The 15530-nt window shown below is 63.3% G+C and carries 19 protein-coding genes; 7 read left to right on the top strand and 12 right to left on the bottom strand.

Annotated elements, in window-relative coordinates; translation table 11 throughout:
* Nucleotides 1-167 precede the first annotated feature (167 nt).
* Both FJ964_RS22000 and FJ964_RS21995 read left to right on the top strand, forming a co-directional pair.
* Nucleotides 168-1463, top strand: a complete 1296-nt coding sequence (locus tag FJ964_RS22000; RefSeq protein ID WP_140552347.1) for a hypothetical protein — start codon at nucleotides 168-170, stop codon at nucleotides 1461-1463.
* Between the two features lie 127 nt (nucleotides 1464-1590).
* Entirely contained in the window at nucleotides 1591-2709 is a 1119-nt protein-coding gene (locus FJ964_RS21995) for an ionic transporter (protein WP_140552346.1), read from the top strand.
* A gap of 22 nt (nucleotides 2710-2731) precedes the next feature.
* On the opposite strand, the gene FJ964_RS21990 is transcribed toward FJ964_RS21995, so the two are convergent.
* The 4 genes from FJ964_RS21990 to FJ964_RS21975 form a co-directional block, all read right to left on the bottom strand.
* Complete coding sequence (locus FJ964_RS21990) at nucleotides 2732-3307, bottom strand: hypothetical protein (protein ID WP_140552345.1); 576 nt, start codon at nucleotides 3305-3307, stop codon at nucleotides 2732-2734.
* Nucleotides 3304-3939, bottom strand: coding sequence for a hypothetical protein (locus tag FJ964_RS21985; RefSeq protein WP_140552344.1), 636 nt, complete (start codon nucleotides 3937-3939; stop codon nucleotides 3304-3306). The genes FJ964_RS21990 and FJ964_RS21985 overlap by 4 nt, the downstream gene beginning before the upstream one ends.
* Nucleotides 3936-4496: a hypothetical protein gene (locus FJ964_RS21980; RefSeq protein WP_224713339.1), complete on the bottom strand. Its 561-nt coding sequence runs from the start codon at nucleotides 4494-4496 to the stop codon at nucleotides 3936-3938. Before FJ964_RS21980 ends, FJ964_RS21985 begins: the two co-directional genes overlap by 4 nt.
* A gap of 191 nt (nucleotides 4497-4687) precedes the next feature.
* Nucleotides 4688-5056, bottom strand: a complete 369-nt coding sequence (locus FJ964_RS21975; protein ID WP_140552342.1) for a hypothetical protein — start codon at nucleotides 5054-5056, stop codon at nucleotides 4688-4690.
* Nucleotides 5057-5229: 173 nt separating this feature from the next.
* On the opposite strand from FJ964_RS21975, the gene FJ964_RS21970 reads away from it, so the two are divergent.
* Nucleotides 5230-5532 carry a hypothetical protein gene (locus FJ964_RS21970; protein WP_140552341.1) on the top strand — a complete coding sequence of 101 codons (303 nt, stop codon included), beginning with the start codon at nucleotides 5230-5232 and terminating at the stop codon, nucleotides 5530-5532.
* Nucleotides 5533-5598: 66 nt separating this feature from the next.
* On the opposite strand, the gene FJ964_RS21965 is transcribed toward FJ964_RS21970, so the two are convergent.
* Nucleotides 5599-6303: a helix-turn-helix transcriptional regulator gene (locus tag FJ964_RS21965; protein ID WP_140552340.1), complete on the bottom strand. Its 705-nt coding sequence runs from the start codon at nucleotides 6301-6303 to the stop codon at nucleotides 5599-5601.
* Between the two features lie 299 nt (nucleotides 6304-6602).
* On the opposite strand from FJ964_RS21965, the gene FJ964_RS31405 reads away from it, so the two are divergent.
* Both FJ964_RS31405 and FJ964_RS21955 read left to right on the top strand, forming a co-directional pair.
* Nucleotides 6603-6740, top strand: coding sequence for a hypothetical protein (locus FJ964_RS31405; RefSeq protein ID WP_224713338.1), 138 nt, complete (start codon nucleotides 6603-6605; stop codon nucleotides 6738-6740).
* A gap of 125 nt (nucleotides 6741-6865) precedes the next feature.
* Nucleotides 6866-7450, top strand: a complete 585-nt coding sequence (locus tag FJ964_RS21955; RefSeq protein ID WP_140552339.1) for a GcrA cell cycle regulator — start codon at nucleotides 6866-6868, stop codon at nucleotides 7448-7450.
* 236 nt (nucleotides 7451-7686) lie between these two features.
* On the opposite strand, the gene FJ964_RS21950 is transcribed toward FJ964_RS21955, so the two are convergent.
* Nucleotides 7687-7989: a DUF982 domain-containing protein gene (locus FJ964_RS21950; RefSeq protein WP_140552355.1), complete on the bottom strand. Its 303-nt coding sequence runs from the start codon at nucleotides 7987-7989 to the stop codon at nucleotides 7687-7689.
* A 99-nt stretch (nucleotides 7990-8088) separates the two neighbouring features.
* On the bottom strand, nucleotides 8089-8370 hold the full coding sequence (locus FJ964_RS21945; protein ID WP_140552338.1) for a DUF982 domain-containing protein: 282 nt from the start codon (nucleotides 8368-8370) through the stop codon (nucleotides 8089-8091).
* A gap of 134 nt (nucleotides 8371-8504) precedes the next feature.
* Here FJ964_RS21945 and FJ964_RS21940 point away from each other — a divergent pair, with 134 nt between their 5' ends.
* On the top strand, nucleotides 8505-9101 hold the full coding sequence (locus tag FJ964_RS21940; RefSeq protein ID WP_140552337.1) for a DUF6456 domain-containing protein: 597 nt from the start codon (nucleotides 8505-8507) through the stop codon (nucleotides 9099-9101).
* Between the two features lie 192 nt (nucleotides 9102-9293).
* Here FJ964_RS21940 and FJ964_RS21935 read toward each other — a convergent pair whose 3' ends face one another.
* The 5 genes from FJ964_RS21935 to FJ964_RS21915 all read right to left on the bottom strand — a co-directional run bounded on the left by FJ964_RS21935 (nucleotide 9294) and on the right by FJ964_RS21915 (nucleotide 14365).
* The gene (locus FJ964_RS21935; RefSeq protein ID WP_140552336.1) at nucleotides 9294-10058 is read right to left on the bottom strand and encodes a GIY-YIG nuclease family protein; all 765 of its coding nucleotides are present in this window, start codon (nucleotides 10056-10058) and stop codon (nucleotides 9294-9296) included.
* The gene (locus FJ964_RS21930) at nucleotides 10055-11236 is read right to left on the bottom strand and encodes a DNA cytosine methyltransferase (protein WP_140552335.1); all 1182 of its coding nucleotides are present in this window, start codon (nucleotides 11234-11236) and stop codon (nucleotides 10055-10057) included. The genes FJ964_RS21935 and FJ964_RS21930 overlap by 4 nt, the downstream gene beginning before the upstream one ends.
* A 1-nt stretch (nucleotide 11237) precedes the next feature.
* The gene (locus FJ964_RS21925) at nucleotides 11238-11651 is read right to left on the bottom strand and encodes a very short patch repair endonuclease (RefSeq protein ID WP_140552334.1); all 414 of its coding nucleotides are present in this window, start codon (nucleotides 11649-11651) and stop codon (nucleotides 11238-11240) included.
* A gap of 303 nt (nucleotides 11652-11954) precedes the next feature.
* Nucleotides 11955-12260 carry a hypothetical protein gene (locus FJ964_RS21920; RefSeq protein WP_140552333.1) on the bottom strand — a complete coding sequence of 102 codons (306 nt, stop codon included), beginning with the start codon at nucleotides 12258-12260 and terminating at the stop codon, nucleotides 11955-11957.
* Between the two features lie 143 nt (nucleotides 12261-12403).
* Complete coding sequence (locus FJ964_RS21915; RefSeq protein ID WP_140552332.1) at nucleotides 12404-14365, bottom strand: acyltransferase family protein; 1962 nt, start codon at nucleotides 14363-14365, stop codon at nucleotides 12404-12406.
* Nucleotides 14366-14627: 262 nt separating this feature from the next.
* Between FJ964_RS21915 and FJ964_RS21910 the strand changes: the two genes are divergently transcribed.
* A complete protein-coding gene (locus FJ964_RS21910; RefSeq protein WP_140552331.1) occupies nucleotides 14628-15512 on the top strand; it encodes a dihydrodipicolinate synthase family protein in 885 nt (294 codons plus the stop codon).
* Nucleotides 15513-15530 lie beyond the last annotated feature (18 nt).

The following is a 15530-nucleotide window of genomic DNA, read 5'->3' as shown; positions in this document are numbered from 1 at the left end:
CGCTCGGCTTCGTCGTCATCGCACAATCCCCGTTTCAAAAACAGGGAATCACAACCAGCCAATTTTGCAACAGGCCCACAAGGGGAGAAGGGAAGTCGCGCATCGGTTGCAAAACAACCGCCCTTTGCTAGAAGGATTTCGGGCGGGTGGCATTCTGAGAGAACCTCATGTTTGCCGATATCATCAAACCGATCAGCTTGAGTTTTTCGCTGCTGCGGCGGTTCTGGCCGCAACTGGTCGCGTTTGTTCTGGCCGGTGTTCTGGCCGGCGACCTTTTGTTGCAACTGGCGGCCAAGGTGGCGCTCGCCAACCATTTCGCCGGGCTCGCCATGCTGACGCTGGTGGCACTGGCGCAACTGGTGGTGACTGTGGCGATGTTCCATGTGCTGCGCCCCGGCTTGCCCCATGTGCTGGCCGCGCAGCGTGGCGCGGAAAAGGCCACGGTCGCCGAGGGCCAGGGAGCCGCGGACCGGCGCGGTTCGCGGCTGGTGCGGATGATCACCATCGCCCTGTTGCCCTTCTTCGCCTATTATGCGGCCTGGGGATTCCTCGGCGACATCGTGCGCCAATATTCGCGCGAAACGCTCGACCAGGCCGGTTTCGGCCAGAGCGCCAACGTACTGGACGTGCTGGATTCGCGCTGGCTGCTGGTCTCGGTGGCGGTGTCCTGGCTGGTGCGCCGGCTGGCCAAGTTCATGCAGACGAAAACGGGCGCCGGCTCGTTCTGGCAGATCGTGGTGGTGATCTGCGAGACCAACTGGATCTTCGTCGGTCTCTACGTCATCAGCCGCTGGAAGGACAGCGCGCTGCAATGGCTGATGAGCCGCAATTTCTGGTCCGTTCTGCAGGCCTCTGCCGACGGGCTGGCGAGCCCGGTGCCGGCGGCGACGGCCGCGCCGATAGTGCCGGTCGAGATCACCTCGATCGCGCCCTCGACGATCGCCGTCAACCTGTTCTTCTACATGCTCTTGCCGCTGATCTGGCTGGTCATGGCGGCGCTGATCTATGGCTATGACGTGCGCGACAACACGGCACTGATCCGCGTGCACGGCCGGCTGGAACGCGTCGGCAAGCGCTATGCCGGCCTGCCGAAATTCCTGCGCGATTTCGTCGAGCATTTCATCGCCGGTTACCGCTCGCGCTATCTGCCGATCGCCAATGGCGTGCGGCTGACGGCAAGCTCCAGCCTCGTATTGCTGTGCACGCTGATCGTCGGCTACCGACTGCTCGACTGGGGCGCGGCCTGGCTGTGGCTGGGTGCGACGCGGCTGATCGGCCCGCACGAGCTCGACGTCTGGCAGATCCTGTCGCATGGCGTGACGCTGTTGTTCGGCAGCCCGTTCCAGGATTCCTCCACCGGCATTCTGGTCGAGCCACTGCGCATCTGCTTCCTCGCCGCCGTGCTGGAGACGGCGTTCTCGCTTTCCAAGGGGACGGTTGAGGCGGGCGGTCGTTCCCGGTAGCGACGGGAACGACCGTAGCGTATCCTTATCGCGCCTTGCCATGTACGTGTGATGGGGCGAAAGTGCGATCTTTCCTGGTCTCGTAAACAGACCGCCTGTCTGCATTCGCAAGATCGAAGAGAATGCCATGACTTACTTCTTCCCCCGTCGAAGTGAGACAATGACCTTCGGCCTGCCTGTGGTCTGCTGCGCGCTGGCGTTGATATTGCAATCGAACATAGAGCCGATCGAAGATTACCGGACGACGATTGTGGTGATCGTTGCCGGCATATCGATCGTTCTTACCTTGGCAACCGTCTTTGCCGTGTTGCGACATGCGGAGGCGATAGCCCGACGTGTCGGACAGCCGTACGGCACCCTGGTCCTTACCTTGGCCGTAACGACGATCGAAGTGTCGATCATCGTCTCGATGATGCGACATGGCGCCAACAATCCGACCCTGGCGCGAGAATCCGTGTTCTCCACGGTCATGATCGTTTGCACCGGCATTGTGGGGCTGTGCCTGACACTCGGCGGGTGGCGGCACCGCCACCAGGACATCCGAAGGCAAGGCACAAGTTCCTTTCTTTCGGTGCTGACCGCGATCACGGTGCTGACGATGGTGCTTCCGAACTACACGCTTGCCACCAGCCCCGGGACATTTTCTCCCACGCAACTGGCCTTCGTCGCATTGCTGTCGCTCTTGCTCTACGGCAGTTTCGTTTTCGCCCAGAGCTACGGCCAGAAGGAGGACTTCCTGGAGGTGCAGGTCCGTGAAAGCGCCCCGGAAAGCCATTCTCCGCAGGTTCACGGCGTGCCGACGCATTTCGTCTTCCTGCTTCTGGGACTGGTCGGGATCGTTCTGCTGACGGAACGGGTCGCGGCTGGCGTTGAAGATGGCCTTACCTATCTGCAGATCCCGCAATCGGATGCGATCGTCGGCGCGATGATTGCGTTTGTCGTGCTGCTCCCCGAGGCGATCTCCGCCGTCAAGGCATCGTGGGGGAATGAGCTCCAGCGCGCATTGAACGTCGCTTTGGGCTCGGCGTGCGCGACCATCGGACTGACGATCCCGGCAGTGGCGGCGGCCAGCCTCATCACCGGAAAGTCGCTCAACCTCGGTCTCGGTCCGAGCGACGTGATTTTGCTGGTTCTGGCCCTTGCGGTGAGTGTCATAAGTTTCAGTACCGGACGCACGACGGTTCTCACAGGACTTGCTCACCTCGTCGTCTTTGTTGCCTACGTCCTGTTGATCGCCGTGCCGTGACTCCGGACTGCCGGCGCTGTCGTTACTTCGGCGGCCGTTGAAACCGCAGGTACCACGGCCGCTCACTTCCCAGCCCAATGGCGGGACGGATGGTCTTGATGGCATCCTCGGGCACGATGAAGGTGTCGCCGATGGTGATGACGTCGCCTGTCTTGGCGCCGGAGAAGATCGCCGAGGTGCAGTTCATCACGCCGTCCGGCAGTCTGACGCCCGAGGTCATGTCGGGGAGCCAGCGGCGGCCGGCGGCATCGGTCAGCATCAGCTTGCAGCCCAGCCATTGCTTCTGCAAGTCGGGATCGCCGATGGTGACGGAGAAGGTGGCGATGACGGCGAAGGCCTGATCGGGCAAGCGGCCGGCCTTGCCGCCGCGCAGGTCCGCCAGTTTCCAGTCGCTGCCGCCGAAGCGCGCGGACTGGCCAAACTGGACATCCCTGGCGATGAGGTCTTCGCCGCCAAGCCATTCGCGCAGGCTGTCATGGCTGGTTTCTGCCAGCGCCAGCGGCAGCAGGATGACCAGCGCCGCCAGGCTGCGCCTGCGCCATTTTTTCTCGGCCTGCCGCTCGGCCGCCGGCTCCATGTCGGTCGAGACGGCACTCATGGCTTGGCCTGCGATGTCTTGCCTTGTGATGTCTGGCCTTGTGATGTCTGGCCCGGCGGCGCATCCAAATCGTATTGCGGCAGGATGCCGGCCGGCTGTCCATCGGCTCCGGCCGGCAACCCGTCGAAGCTGATGCGGGCCTGCGCATCGAGCGCGCCGAATCGGCGTTCCGAGATCAGCAGCCTGGCGCCGCGGATCTGGTCGGGTGGCACTTCGAAGACGAACAGGCCGCGTTTTTGCAAGCCGGGATCGACGCTGTGCGGCGGCATGTCCTGGCGATAGCCCAGCCGCTCCGTCTGGCGATAGCGCAGACCGGTCGGGCCTTGCCAGGTGCCGTCCGCGACCGTGATGGAGGCGTCTGTCGCGGTGAGGCTGGTCGTCACCACCGCCCATACGCCGCTCGTCGTCAAAAGCTTTTGCTGCCCGAACTGGTTGGTCTTCAGCGCCCGGGCGAAGACGACCCCGTCCAGCCGCACGTCGAAGCTGCGTGCTCGCACCGTGTCGTGCATGGCGCCGTCGACCGGTATGGGCGCGGTAAGGTCGGCATAATGCGGCTTGGAAAGCTGCATGCCGTAGCTCAGCGCCACGGTGGCGGCGAGAATCACGAGATTGCCGAGGACCCGCATGCTCATGAGCCGGCTCCCGGCGTGTCCGTTGCCGGCATATCGGCGAGCGGCAAGGTGACGGTGCCGAGACGGTAAGGATTGTACCAGCCGGGCGTGCCGTAGAGATTGTCGCGCGGCTTGAAGATTTCCGCGGTGACGCCGAAGGCGAGCTTCGGCGGCACGGCGGCGTCGCCGGCCAGCGGCCAGACATACGCCAGGCGCTCGGTCATGCCGGGGTGCAGTTCCGGCGCCAGGGTCGAATCGCGTATCAGGGCGATCATCGGCATCGGGTCCGGCAGGGTGATCCCCTCCGGCTTGAAGACAGCAAAATAGGCCTTGTTGGATTCGGCCGTGCGGTTGGTCATGTCGGCCTCCAGCACCAGTGCCTTCTGGCCCGGTTTCAGCGGCACGCCATGGATGTCGGCACGGCTGACATAGGCCCGCACCGGCCTGATACGCCAGCGGCCGGCATCGATGGCGGCATCGGACGGCAGTTGCGGCGGAGGGTGAGCGGGCAGGGCGCCAAAGGCGCCCATGAGGCCGGCCGTCAACAGCGCGGCGATGGTTCCCGCGCCTGCCGTCATCCAGGCCTGGACTCTTGAACGGGCAGTCTTGAACATTCCCTGATATGCACGTCGAACGATCAGCCACCCGCAGGCAATCTAGGAAGAAAACGCTCGGATGGGAACCCGCAAATGGCGGCATTGCCCAGCTCTTCTCATGGCTGCCTTTCCCTCGTGGCGCAGTATGGTCGCCGATGGCTTGGCGAGCCCGCCTATGCCGCCTCCAAGGCCCAGATACGGTGGCCGTAGCGGCGGAAGAAGCGCGCCAGCAGGCGTTGTTGCCTCGCCCTGGCGAGGTCCGCCAGACGCCGTTCCTGGCGCCAGCGCGGCATGTTGCGCCAGAAGGCGATGACGCGGGCGGCGTCCTCGATGGCTTCCTGTGCCGATAGCGCCGGGCCGATCGCCGCCAGGAAAAGCGCTTCCGATTGTTTCAGCGCGTCGACGACCACCTTGCGCCTGAAATGGCCGAGGCGCGCCTGGCGGATGCCGTGTTCGCGGATTCTCCCGAAAGCCTCGATGAGAGCGTGACTGTCGCCGCCATAGCCGCAGGCGTGAGCGAAATCGGCGGCAAGGGCGTCCATCGTCTCTCCCAGGGTGCTGCGCGCGCGCCGACTCGGCTTTGCAAGCTACATAGAAGCATAACTCAAAAATTCATGAAAGAGAAACTTTTGCAGAACGCTGAAAGATGCGACTCGACTCTCGTTTCAAAACACAGGAAGATGCGAACAAACAGGGAACAAAGAGGCGAGCCGCGATGGCATTGACGGGCAGGGGATCAGTGATTGCGGATGTCGTTTCGATCTCGGTCGAATGCGCCGATTGCGGCCGCAACAGGTGGTGGAAGCCCGATCAGCTGCGGCGCTTCGGCGTGACTGGCAATACGCCGCTGGCAGCGCTTTCGGGCCGGCTGGTCTGCTCGGCCTGCCGCGCCGACGGGCTGCCTGGCACGGCGATCCAGATCCGGGCGGCATTTATCGACGAGCGCCAGAGCGTGCGCAGCGAGGCGCTCATGCTGAGCGAGCGCGAGATGCCGCTGGAGGAATCGGGGCGGGCGTGAGGGCGAGGGCGTCGACGCTGGGTTTTGCCTTCTCCACTTGTGGGAGGAAGAATTGCCCCGTCGCCCTCAATAGCCCAGCAATTCCTTCAACGGAATGACCCGCCAGACCTGCTTGATGGCGTAGCGGTTGAAGGTCAACGTCTTCGGCGGATTGTACTGTTCGACGACCAGTTCGGCGGCGGTGCGCTTGACCAATTTCTTGATGAAGGCCTTGCCGTTGCGTTCGTTCTCTTCCGGGAAGGTTTCGATCACCACATGATCGCCCGGGACGGCATCGCGGCCGCCGCAATAGATCAGGTCTCCGGGCTCGTAACGGGGCACCATGGAATCCGAGAGCACGTGCAGCGCGAACACCTTGGCCAGGTTGCGGATGCCGGGTGGGCGCTGGACGTAGCCGGCGGGCTCGCCGTTGAAGGTGAAATCGCCGTCGTCGCCGCCAACCGCGGCGCCCAGCACCTGGATGTCCATCGGCCCGGCGGGGGGCGGCCCGGCATCGGTGACGATCTCGGCGTCGTTGACCGGTCCGGCATCGTCGAGGAAGACCACGTCGCCCTTGCCGAGCGCCACCGGGTCGACACGCAGAAAGGCGGCGGTCTTCAGGAGGTTTTCCGTCTTGGGCAGGTTGCGACCGGTTTCCCAATTGCCGACGGCGGCGACGTCGGTGTCGTTGTGCTCGGCGATGTGGCGCATGACCAGGCCGCGCTGCTTGCGCGCCTGGCGGATTGCCGCTCCGACCTTGACCGACAGTTGCGTTTTCACCATGGCACCCATGTGACCAACAAGCGCTGCTTTCGTCCATGAAAGAATGGCTTGCATCTGTTTTTGAGTTATGCTTATATCCGTTCATGCAAAAGCTCAACCCCTTTCGAGTCGAAAGCGCCCTCAGGCCAGCTTCACGCGAGCCGGCCAGCGCTCATTCCCTTTCGCCCCGGCTGTCCTCCTCCCCGGCCAGGGCGATGCGTGAGGCTGATTGCCCCGATGCATCAGCCGCACGTCCGGTCCGCCCGTCACCGGCGGCCGGAACGGCCGGAGCCGTCGCTCCCCGCGGCTCCGGCCCCCAATTCAGCGCGGTGCGGATCCGCTCCCTGATACGCACCGAGGACGGCACCGTGATCCTGCTCGACAGGCTGACGGGCAGGGCGGTTTCCGCACCCGACCGGATGACGGCAGAGGCGCGCCTCGCCGCGCTGGACGGCCGGCCGGGCTGAGGCCGCCAACCCAACGGCCGACAGGCCGGATCGAACCCGACAATGCCCACCGCCTGCGGGCCGACACCGACACTCGCCGGCGGCGTCGCGCGCTGCCGCGCCCGCGCAATGGACGGAGACCAGACATGGCAACTTACGGCGACAAGGAATTGCAGGCGATCGCTGGCTGGTTGACGGACGGACTTTCCGCCTCGCGCATCGCGGCTCGGTTCAGCGCGTCGCGAGGCAGCCCGGTGTCGCGCGACGCCATCATCGGCATCGTTCACCGCAACGCCATGCTGAGTTCGATCGGCTTTGCCAACAGCAAGCGCATCGCGGCAGCCGAGAGGGCGAATGACAAGGCCGCGGACCGCGCCGCCAAGGCCGGACGCAAGCGCGTGCCGAAGGGTGAAGGTGCGGAACGCCTCGCAGCGCGCGGGGCCGGCTTGCTGATCGCGGACGGGCAAGCCTACCGCCTGGAGGTGCCGGTGCCGCAGCGAAGCCCGATCGGCCGCCAGCCGCATGGCGTGGCAATGCGCTTCGTCGACTGCCTGTTCGGCCGCTGCCGCGCTCCGCTCGACCTGACGCTGGAGCAAAATCCGGAAAACGATGCGCCCGGCGGCCGGCCGGGCGCCCACATGCTGTGCTGCGGCATGCGCACAATGGCGATGAAAAGCTACTGCACCTATCACCAGGCGCGCTTCCGCCGGCGTGTCTGCGAGGCAGGATGAGCGTCCTCCCGTTCTCGAGGGACGATGCCGGCAGGAGGCAACGCCGGTGCAGGATTGCGAATACAGCCGAGAGTTTTGGGAGATTGGTTCAGATGCAAGGTATCGAAGCGTTGGCGCCTCTCATTGGCCCACTAAGCATCTTTCTCCATAAGGCGGGGAGAAAGAAGCTGGCCGCAACGCTGGCTTTGCTTCTGCAGTGTCGGCGATCTGGCGAGGACGGCGGCCACGCAACGCTTTTATTTTGGCAGATCGTGACCCTGCTTTGGCATCCGCACGCTCATTGCATCAGGCATCGCTGGCCGGCCGTCATCGCCGGCCAATATGCGGGTAACCCGGGCGAAGCCGATGAACGCTTTCATCGCGTCGGCGTGCGAAATCTGCGCCGCGATGGCCGCGCTGCACGCGTTGAGCGCACTGCGGTAGACGTGACCACGCCGTTCAACCGGCCAACGCTGCAGGAAGTCGGCTGCCTCAGCGACGCTGTCGATCACCTCGACATGCCCGTCCAGGCATACTTTGAGCGGAGATCCTGTTTTCATGGTACCCACGGCACTTACCTTGGCGTTGCGCGCGGCTCGAAAGCCAGCGATTCTCAACGTGCAAGGCGGCGGCGCGGTTGCATCACGTTTTCAGCCGCCTCACGGGCCCGCGGCGGCGTCGAGCCATTCATGGGCGCGGCTACGCGGCTTCGCCACCAGCAGCCCCTGCTGTCCTGCCGCCTTGGTGAAAGCCTCGAAGGCGACGCGCTGGCGGCAGCTGCCATCGATGGCGAGCCTGACCAGCCTTGTCGCATCCAGATAGGCGGTGGCCGTCTTGTCAGGCCATTGCCGGCGAAGCGCGGTCGCCGCCTGGGCGATGGAGCCCACCAGCATGGTCTTGTTGTCGCAGAAGCGCAAGGTCACCGGCATGAAGGCGGTCATGGGCATACCTCCTGTTGGTTTGGTGCGGCACAACGCCCAGCCTCGCCGCTGGTTCCGGCGCACGCAGCCAATTTCGCCAGGGATCGCGGCCTAGCCAGCCAGCACCTCAATCCACTCCCCACAAGGACGCAGCCATGAGCAAGAAAGCCGCCAGATCAGCTAAACCGCAGACGCCGAAGCTGCCGAAGGGCGAGGCCGAGCAGGTGCGCATCCGCCGCGAGGTTGGCCATGATTTCGCGTTGCGGGACGACGAGTTTGGCCGCAAGCGGCTCGCAACCGGCACGTCGGAGGCGCGGCGCGTCTATGAGGTGTCCAATGACGGCCATACCTCCACCGGTGGGATCGTGCGGGTGCGCAGCATCGATCCGCTGCTGGGCATCACCTCGCTGTCGCACCAGCAGCGCGAGGCTGGTCTGCGCTACCGCGAGGATTTCCGCGCCAGCCAGCAGGCTGGTATCAAGCCGATGCGCTGGAGCGAACGCGTCGACGGCGACAGGATAAGCGGCGGCATCACCGAGAGCGTGCTCAATGCCGGACGGTCGCACGCCGCCGCGACCCGCGCGCTCGGCCATTGGGAGGTGGTCGACGTGGTGCGGAAGATCGTGTGCCTGGAGCAGTCGGTCAGAGGCGTGGCGGGAGAGATGAGCGAGGGCAGGGACGTGGCGGCAAAGCTGTTGAGAATCGGGCTCGATCTGCTGGCGATGCACTACGGGATGATGGTGCGACGGTAAGGTGACAATTTACGTCGGCAATTGGTTGTACAATGCTCGTGCAAGCCAACAGTGCACATGTGAGATACCTGAGTTGCGCATTTCGCAGTTCCGAAGCGCGCGCGCTATGTTGTGATGATCATTGATAGGCATACCCAAGCCGCATCTCGTGAGTACACGCCAGTTCTATCCAGCCATCAAAGGCTTGAAGTCCTACCCTCTTGAAATCGCGATGACCTCCGCTTGAGGATATTCGCGTTCCTCCCGGTACAGGATGATATAGCCGGGCAGGGCGGTCGCTTGCCATCCTGACGGCAGCGCGGCGACGACGTGGCGGATCGCTGCGCGTGGCGTGAGAGGGCCGCTTAGCGCTGAAAGTAGGGTCTTGTCGAAATCGTCGTGGGGTTTTCTATTGCGACCGCCATTCCCTTGATAACGGAACGTATACGGCAAAGCCTCCTTGAGGCGAGCAAGAGCGCTTGCGGCTGTTTCTTCAGCATCAATGGCGAAGGCAAGTTCCCGATCAATGTCGATCGGAAACTGAGCATCATAGTTCTTGGGGTCTACCTTGGTAGTGTCGCGTTCTCGACCAGGGTCGTTGGAGCCGAAGCCGCTACCATTCCAATCGATCGCCTTCACTCCGCCGTAGTGGCGAATAAGATCTGATTCTAGATCGACCGCGGTGAATACGAAAATACGTACCGCCTTGAAACTTACCCGTGCAGGATCAAGACCAGCACGATGCATGATTTTGCGCGCATGGCGAGCCAACCGCTTGTGAAGACCAGCATCCGCATCGGTCTTGCCAACGTAGACAATGCGATCGTCAAACAGCAGCTGATAAACGCCCTGTTCTTCGGGAACTTCTTGCAAATTTGCGCTGTTGAGCGGAGCGGCTTCGAGCTCGTCAAGTACTTTGATGAGGCGAGCCAACAAAGCCCCAGGAAGGTCGAACTCAAACTCGACGTAAGCCTTCATTTCAGAAAGTCCGATCCCCCAAACATAAGGTGCCGTTTTACGCTGCGCGCGATGATGTTCGCCAATTCCACTGGCACGGCGTTGCCCAACTGACGCATGGTTTCGGACCATGCTCCGTGGAAGCGAAAATTGTCCGGGAAGGTCTGCAAGCGGGCGCTTTCACGCACGGTGAAATAGCGCACGCTGCCATCTGGCCGCAGCAGCATGTTCTCCCCGCCAGGCACGCCATGGACGCCCGCCTTCAAGGTCTTGGCTGGTTCGTCGAGTGGGCTTCCGGTATGCCCCGGGTAGGATCGCGCTCCGGGCTGGAACCGATGGTTGTTGTGGGCTGCGGCTCTGCGCCACTCATGCTCCGGATCGGGCAGGTCGCCAATCGCATCTCGCGTCGTCCGCCAGGGTGCTGTTCTTGGTTTGTCGTCGAGACGTGCCGCACGTTCAATATGCCGATCCCCGATCTTGCGTTCGACCCTAAGTGCCTTGTGCCGATCCCAATAATCGCCCTTGGTCTGATCCCACAACAAGGCGTCTAAGGAATGCGTTTCCAGCGGAAAAGCCCACTTGATGTTGAGGTCGGCGCGGAAGCCGACAAAAACCACACGCTCTCGGCGCTGCGGGACCCCATAGTTCGCCGCATTCAACACACGATGGACTACCCGATATTCCAGACCGGCCGGACCGCGACGGCCGGTGTGATGCTTTTCAAGCCGACGTAGGTGGTTCTCCCAACCCTCGCCATATTCCGCAGCAAGTTCTGGATAAGTCATCTGTAGGAGAATGTGCGAAAAGTATGTGGCGAAGGCTTCGCGAGTAAGGCCTTTCACATTTTCGAAGATGAAGGCACGTGGCTGGGTTTCCCGCAGTGCACGGACCGCCTCTGGCCACATGTCGCGGGAATCAGCATGGGCGCGGTGCTTGCCGCCCAGTGAGAACGGCTGGCAGGGAGGGCCGCCAGTCACCAGATCGATCTTGCCCTCATGCTTTCGGAAATCCACGCGGCGGACATCGCCCTCCGTTGGCTCCGGCCAATCCCCAACCAGGCCGAGACCATCCGCACGATTTTCACGAATGGTGTCGCAGCACCACCGGTCCCACTCAATTACGGCTTGGGGCGTGAAGCCGGCACGGCTAACACCCATGCCGAGCCCGCCAGCACCCGCGAAAAGTTCGATCGATTTCATGCTATTCCCCCACGAACTGGCGCAGCGTGTTCTCTAATTGTTCACTCTGCCGCAATTCGCATTCCCAGACAACCAGCACGTTCCACCCGAGTCGCCTTAAAGTATCCTGTTTGAGCGCGTCTCGCTCCGCGTTCGCCGAGAGTTTTGGCCCCCAGAAATCCAGCCGGGATTTTGGAAGGCGAGCGAGCCGACATGCCGGATCACGGTGACGATGCCAAAAGCACCCGTGGATGAAAATCGCCTTTTTTCGTTTTCCAAAAACAATGTCCGGCTTACCAGGCAGGTCGGCTCGATGAAGCCGATAGCGGTAGCCCATACGATAAAGGAGCCGCCGCACGACCATTTCTGGCTTCGTATTCCTGCCATGAATACGAGCCATCCGTTCGCTGCGTTGGGTGGTTGAGAGGGTGTCCACTGGTTCGTCGCCATATTGAGTCGGGTAAGATGGCCTTGTCTTTTACCTCGAAAGCAGAAGCTCACAAACCTGCCGTTTGATGGCGGATATTCAAACGTGGCTAAGCTCGAATTTCGCGTGGTGCTCTGGAGAACCGAAGGCCATTTTCGGCGCAGAGACAACTCTGGCTACGATGACAGTGAGGGGATGATAGGCTTTCCAGTTCCACTATCTGGAATGGCTCGGCATGCGTACGGCACCCGAACCGGAGCGGCTGTACCAAGCAATCCGGCCGGCGCGTCGCCGGCCGGATCAATTGTCAGTTCAACGTCGACAGACACGGACCCTCTCGATGACCCGATGGTGATGACGCCAGTGCTTGATCACCTCGGTGTGGCAGCGACGATGACTGTAGTAACGCGGACGATAGCTCTCGTCATACATGCTGTAACGGCCATAGTAGCCGTCATCGTCGGAATAATCGCGGTAATGGTGACGATATCTGGGAACGTAATAATCGTCGTCATAGCCGTTGCCGATGCCGAGCGTGATGCTGGCGGCATTTGCCGGGGCCATCACCGCCACCGCCGAAGCGACGGCAATCACGGATGCGAGCAAGAGTTTCTTCATGACAACCTCCTCTTAAGGTCCCTCTAATAAACGCTGCCCACGCGGCACCGTTCCCGTAGAGTCGGTAAAGCAATGTTTCGCGCCCGCGCGCGCCGTGACGGAGCGACTTCGTCGGCAGCGCGCCTTTTGGGGCGCTAACCCTTCTAAAACAGTGCCTTTTCCAGCGGCTTCTCCAGCGTCTCGGCGAAGGCCGTCGCCAGATGGTGGCGGTCGCGGAAGGCGATCTTGCCGCCGATGAAGACGTGGCAGGTCGTTTGGTTGCAGAACTGGTCGGTCATATCGACATAGCTGGCGTTCGGAACGCTGCGCACGACGTCGCGCTCCACCGCGGCCATGGCGTCGTTGGCGGCATAGGCACGCGTCTGGTCGCAGAGCGAGGGCGTGTCGCCGCGCCACAGCGCACGCGCCACGCAAGTGTCGACCTGCTCGTCGTTGAAGGGCACGTCGCGGATGAAGGCGACCTTCAGCCCGGCCTTGCTGAACGTCTCCAGCGTTGAACGCAAGCCCGCCTTCCACTCCGCGTCCTGGCTGTCGGGCTCATCCTTGCCGGCGGCCATCTTGCGCGAGCTGGTCAGGGCGATTTCCGAGATCACCACCAGGGCCGGCCTCAGCGCCAGGATCTCCTTGATCGACTGCTCGCGCCACTGGTCGCATTCGGCGTAGTCGCGCTTCAGCTTGCTCGACCATGTCGACAGCCGGGACGCCCGGCACGAGGATTTGAGCCAGGTAACCACCCGGTAATCGCGCTTTTCGGCTGCCTCGATCAGCGGCGTCGACCAGTGGTCGGCATGTGAATCGCCAAACAGCGCGATCGTGCCTTTCGCATCCTTGGCGCCAAACACGCAGGGCTTCGGGGTGACGGTCTCGTAGTCGAGCACGCAGCCGCCCCTGGCGCGCGCGGTGGATGGACGCGCCGCACTTTGGGCGATGACGCGCTGCTCCGGATCGAGTTCGTGAACGGCGAACTTGGCGTTGGCGTAGGCCGCGACCACGCCGGCGCCGGTCAGCAGCGCCGCGGGCACGAGCGCGCGGGCGGCGCTTGCCATCAGCCAGCCGTTGCGGCGAACGGGGTTTTCGACGACGTGATAGGTGAAGATGGAGAGCATCAGCGTCAGTGCCAGGCAGGCAAACCTGTCCAGCCCGGAAAGCTCCGCGGTGACCATTCCCGCATAGACGATGACCGGCCAGTGCCAGAGATAGAGCGAATAGGAGAGCCTGCCGATCCATTGCATGGGCGGCAGCGACAGGACAGCCGTGGGGGCGCCGGCCAGCTTGCCACCCGCCTGGCGCTCGCCTGCCCCGCTGACCAGCAGCAGCACCGTGCCGACGACCGGCAGCAGCGCCAGCAGGCCGGGGAAGGGCAGCGCCTCGTCCAGCAGCAGATAGGCGGGCGCGATCAGCGCCAGGCCGAGCCAGCCTTGCGCGGCGCGCAGCCGCGGGTGGTACCGGAGGAAACTTGCCGGCACCATCGTGGCAAGCCCGCCGGCGGCGAACTCCCAGGCCCTCAGGGGCGAGAAATAGAAAGCCCAGGGCGGCGAAACGCTGGTCAGCCAGGCGCAGGCCACGAACGACACCAGGCCGGTGACACCGATGACCACGATGGCGGCGCGCCGTCCCGGCCGCAGCCATGCGGCGAGGACAAGCAGCGCCGGCCATGCGAGGTAGAACTGCTCCTCCACCGATAGCGACCAGAAATGGATGAACGGGTTGTTGGCGGCATCGGAGGCGAAATAGTCGAACGACCAGCGGATCAGCCACAGATTGATCATATAGGCCGAGGCAAACATCGCGCCCTTCGAATAGAGCGCCTGTTCCTCCGGCGACAGGATGAAGGCGCCGGCCAGCAGCGTGGCGAGGATGACGAACAGCGAGGCCGGCAGCAGCCGCCGGGCGCGGCGGGCATAGAAGCGCCAAAGGTTCAGCCGGCCGCTCTCGCCAATCTCCTGCAAAAGGTGTCTTGTGATGAGATAGCCGGAGATGACGAAGAAGATGTCGACGCCAGCAAAGCCGCCGGGCAGGGCGGTGAGGCCGAAATGATAGGCGACGACACCGGCTACCGCCAGTGCGCGCATTCCCTCGATATCGGGTCGGAACGATGCTGCCACGACAAATCCTTCGTGCAAGCCCAACCCGCGGCCATTGTCGGCCGGGGCGGATCGTATCGCAATGCAACAAATCTTTCGCAGCGCAACATGGCAGGAAAAAGGAAAAACGGCACAAACGGGCCTGACGGCGAGGCGGGCATGGATAGAGCCTGCACAGGAACCATCACAACTTGTGTTTCCGTAAATGGCACCCACCCTATTTACGACTGACATGTTAGCGTGATAGCACTGCCTGCGAACTGCTCTTTTGGGAGACTCGCTGGTGACATCGCGTTTTGGTCTTTCGGTTGCCCTGGCCACGCCTTTCGATGCGTCGGGGCAAATCCTCATTCCACCCATGGTGACGTTGGCCCGGAGCTGCCTGGCGCAGGGCTGCACCAGCGTGACGCTTTTCGGCACCACCGGGGAGGGCGCTTCGGTCGGCACCGGGGAGCGGCGGGACGTCACCGAGGCGATGCTGGCGGCCGGCATCGCGCCGCATCAGCTTGTCGCAGGCGTGCTGGTCGATGCGGCCGAGGATGCAGCCGAGCAGGCTCGGCATGCCTTGCAGCGCGGCGCCCGCAACATCCTCCTTGCCCCTCCCAGCTATTTCAAGAATATCGGCGACGATGGCCTTTTCGGCTGGTTTTCCGCCGTCTTTGCCGCTCTCGGTCCGCTGGCCCGCGGCGTGCTGCTCTACAACATTCCCTCGGTCACCACGGTGCAGCTTTCGCTTGGGCTGATCGGCCGGCTGCGCCAGGCGTTTCCGGACGTGGTCGCCGGCGTCAAGGATTCCGGCGGCGACTGGGCCTATAGCGAGGCGCTGCTCGGCGCCCATGGCGATCTGGTGATCCTGATCGGCGACGAGCGGCATCTGGCGCGGGCGGTCAGGATCGGTGGCCAGGGCGCGATTTCGGGCATGGCCAATTTCGCCGCCGGCGAGGTCCTCGCCATGGCCGAGAAAGGGCACGACGACGTGCGCGTCGAGCGTTTCGTGCTCGAGTTGCTCAAGCACCCGGTCATTCCGGCGGTCAAGGTGATGGTGGCGCGCAAGACCGGCGACGAGCGCTGGCTGGCGGTGCGGCCGCCGCTCGAGCCGATCGCGGCGCCGGAGCGCCAGCAGCTTGGCGCTGCCTACAACACTCTTTTCGCGGCCGCGGCGGCCTGACGGGGAAGGAAGCACTGA

The organism is Mesorhizobium sp. B2-3-2 (genome assembly GCF_006442295.1).
Lineage (GTDB): Bacteria > Pseudomonadota > Alphaproteobacteria > Rhizobiales > Rhizobiaceae > Mesorhizobium.
Note: the sequence above shows the minus strand (reverse complement) of the source record. Positions and strands in the feature narration are given on the sequence as shown.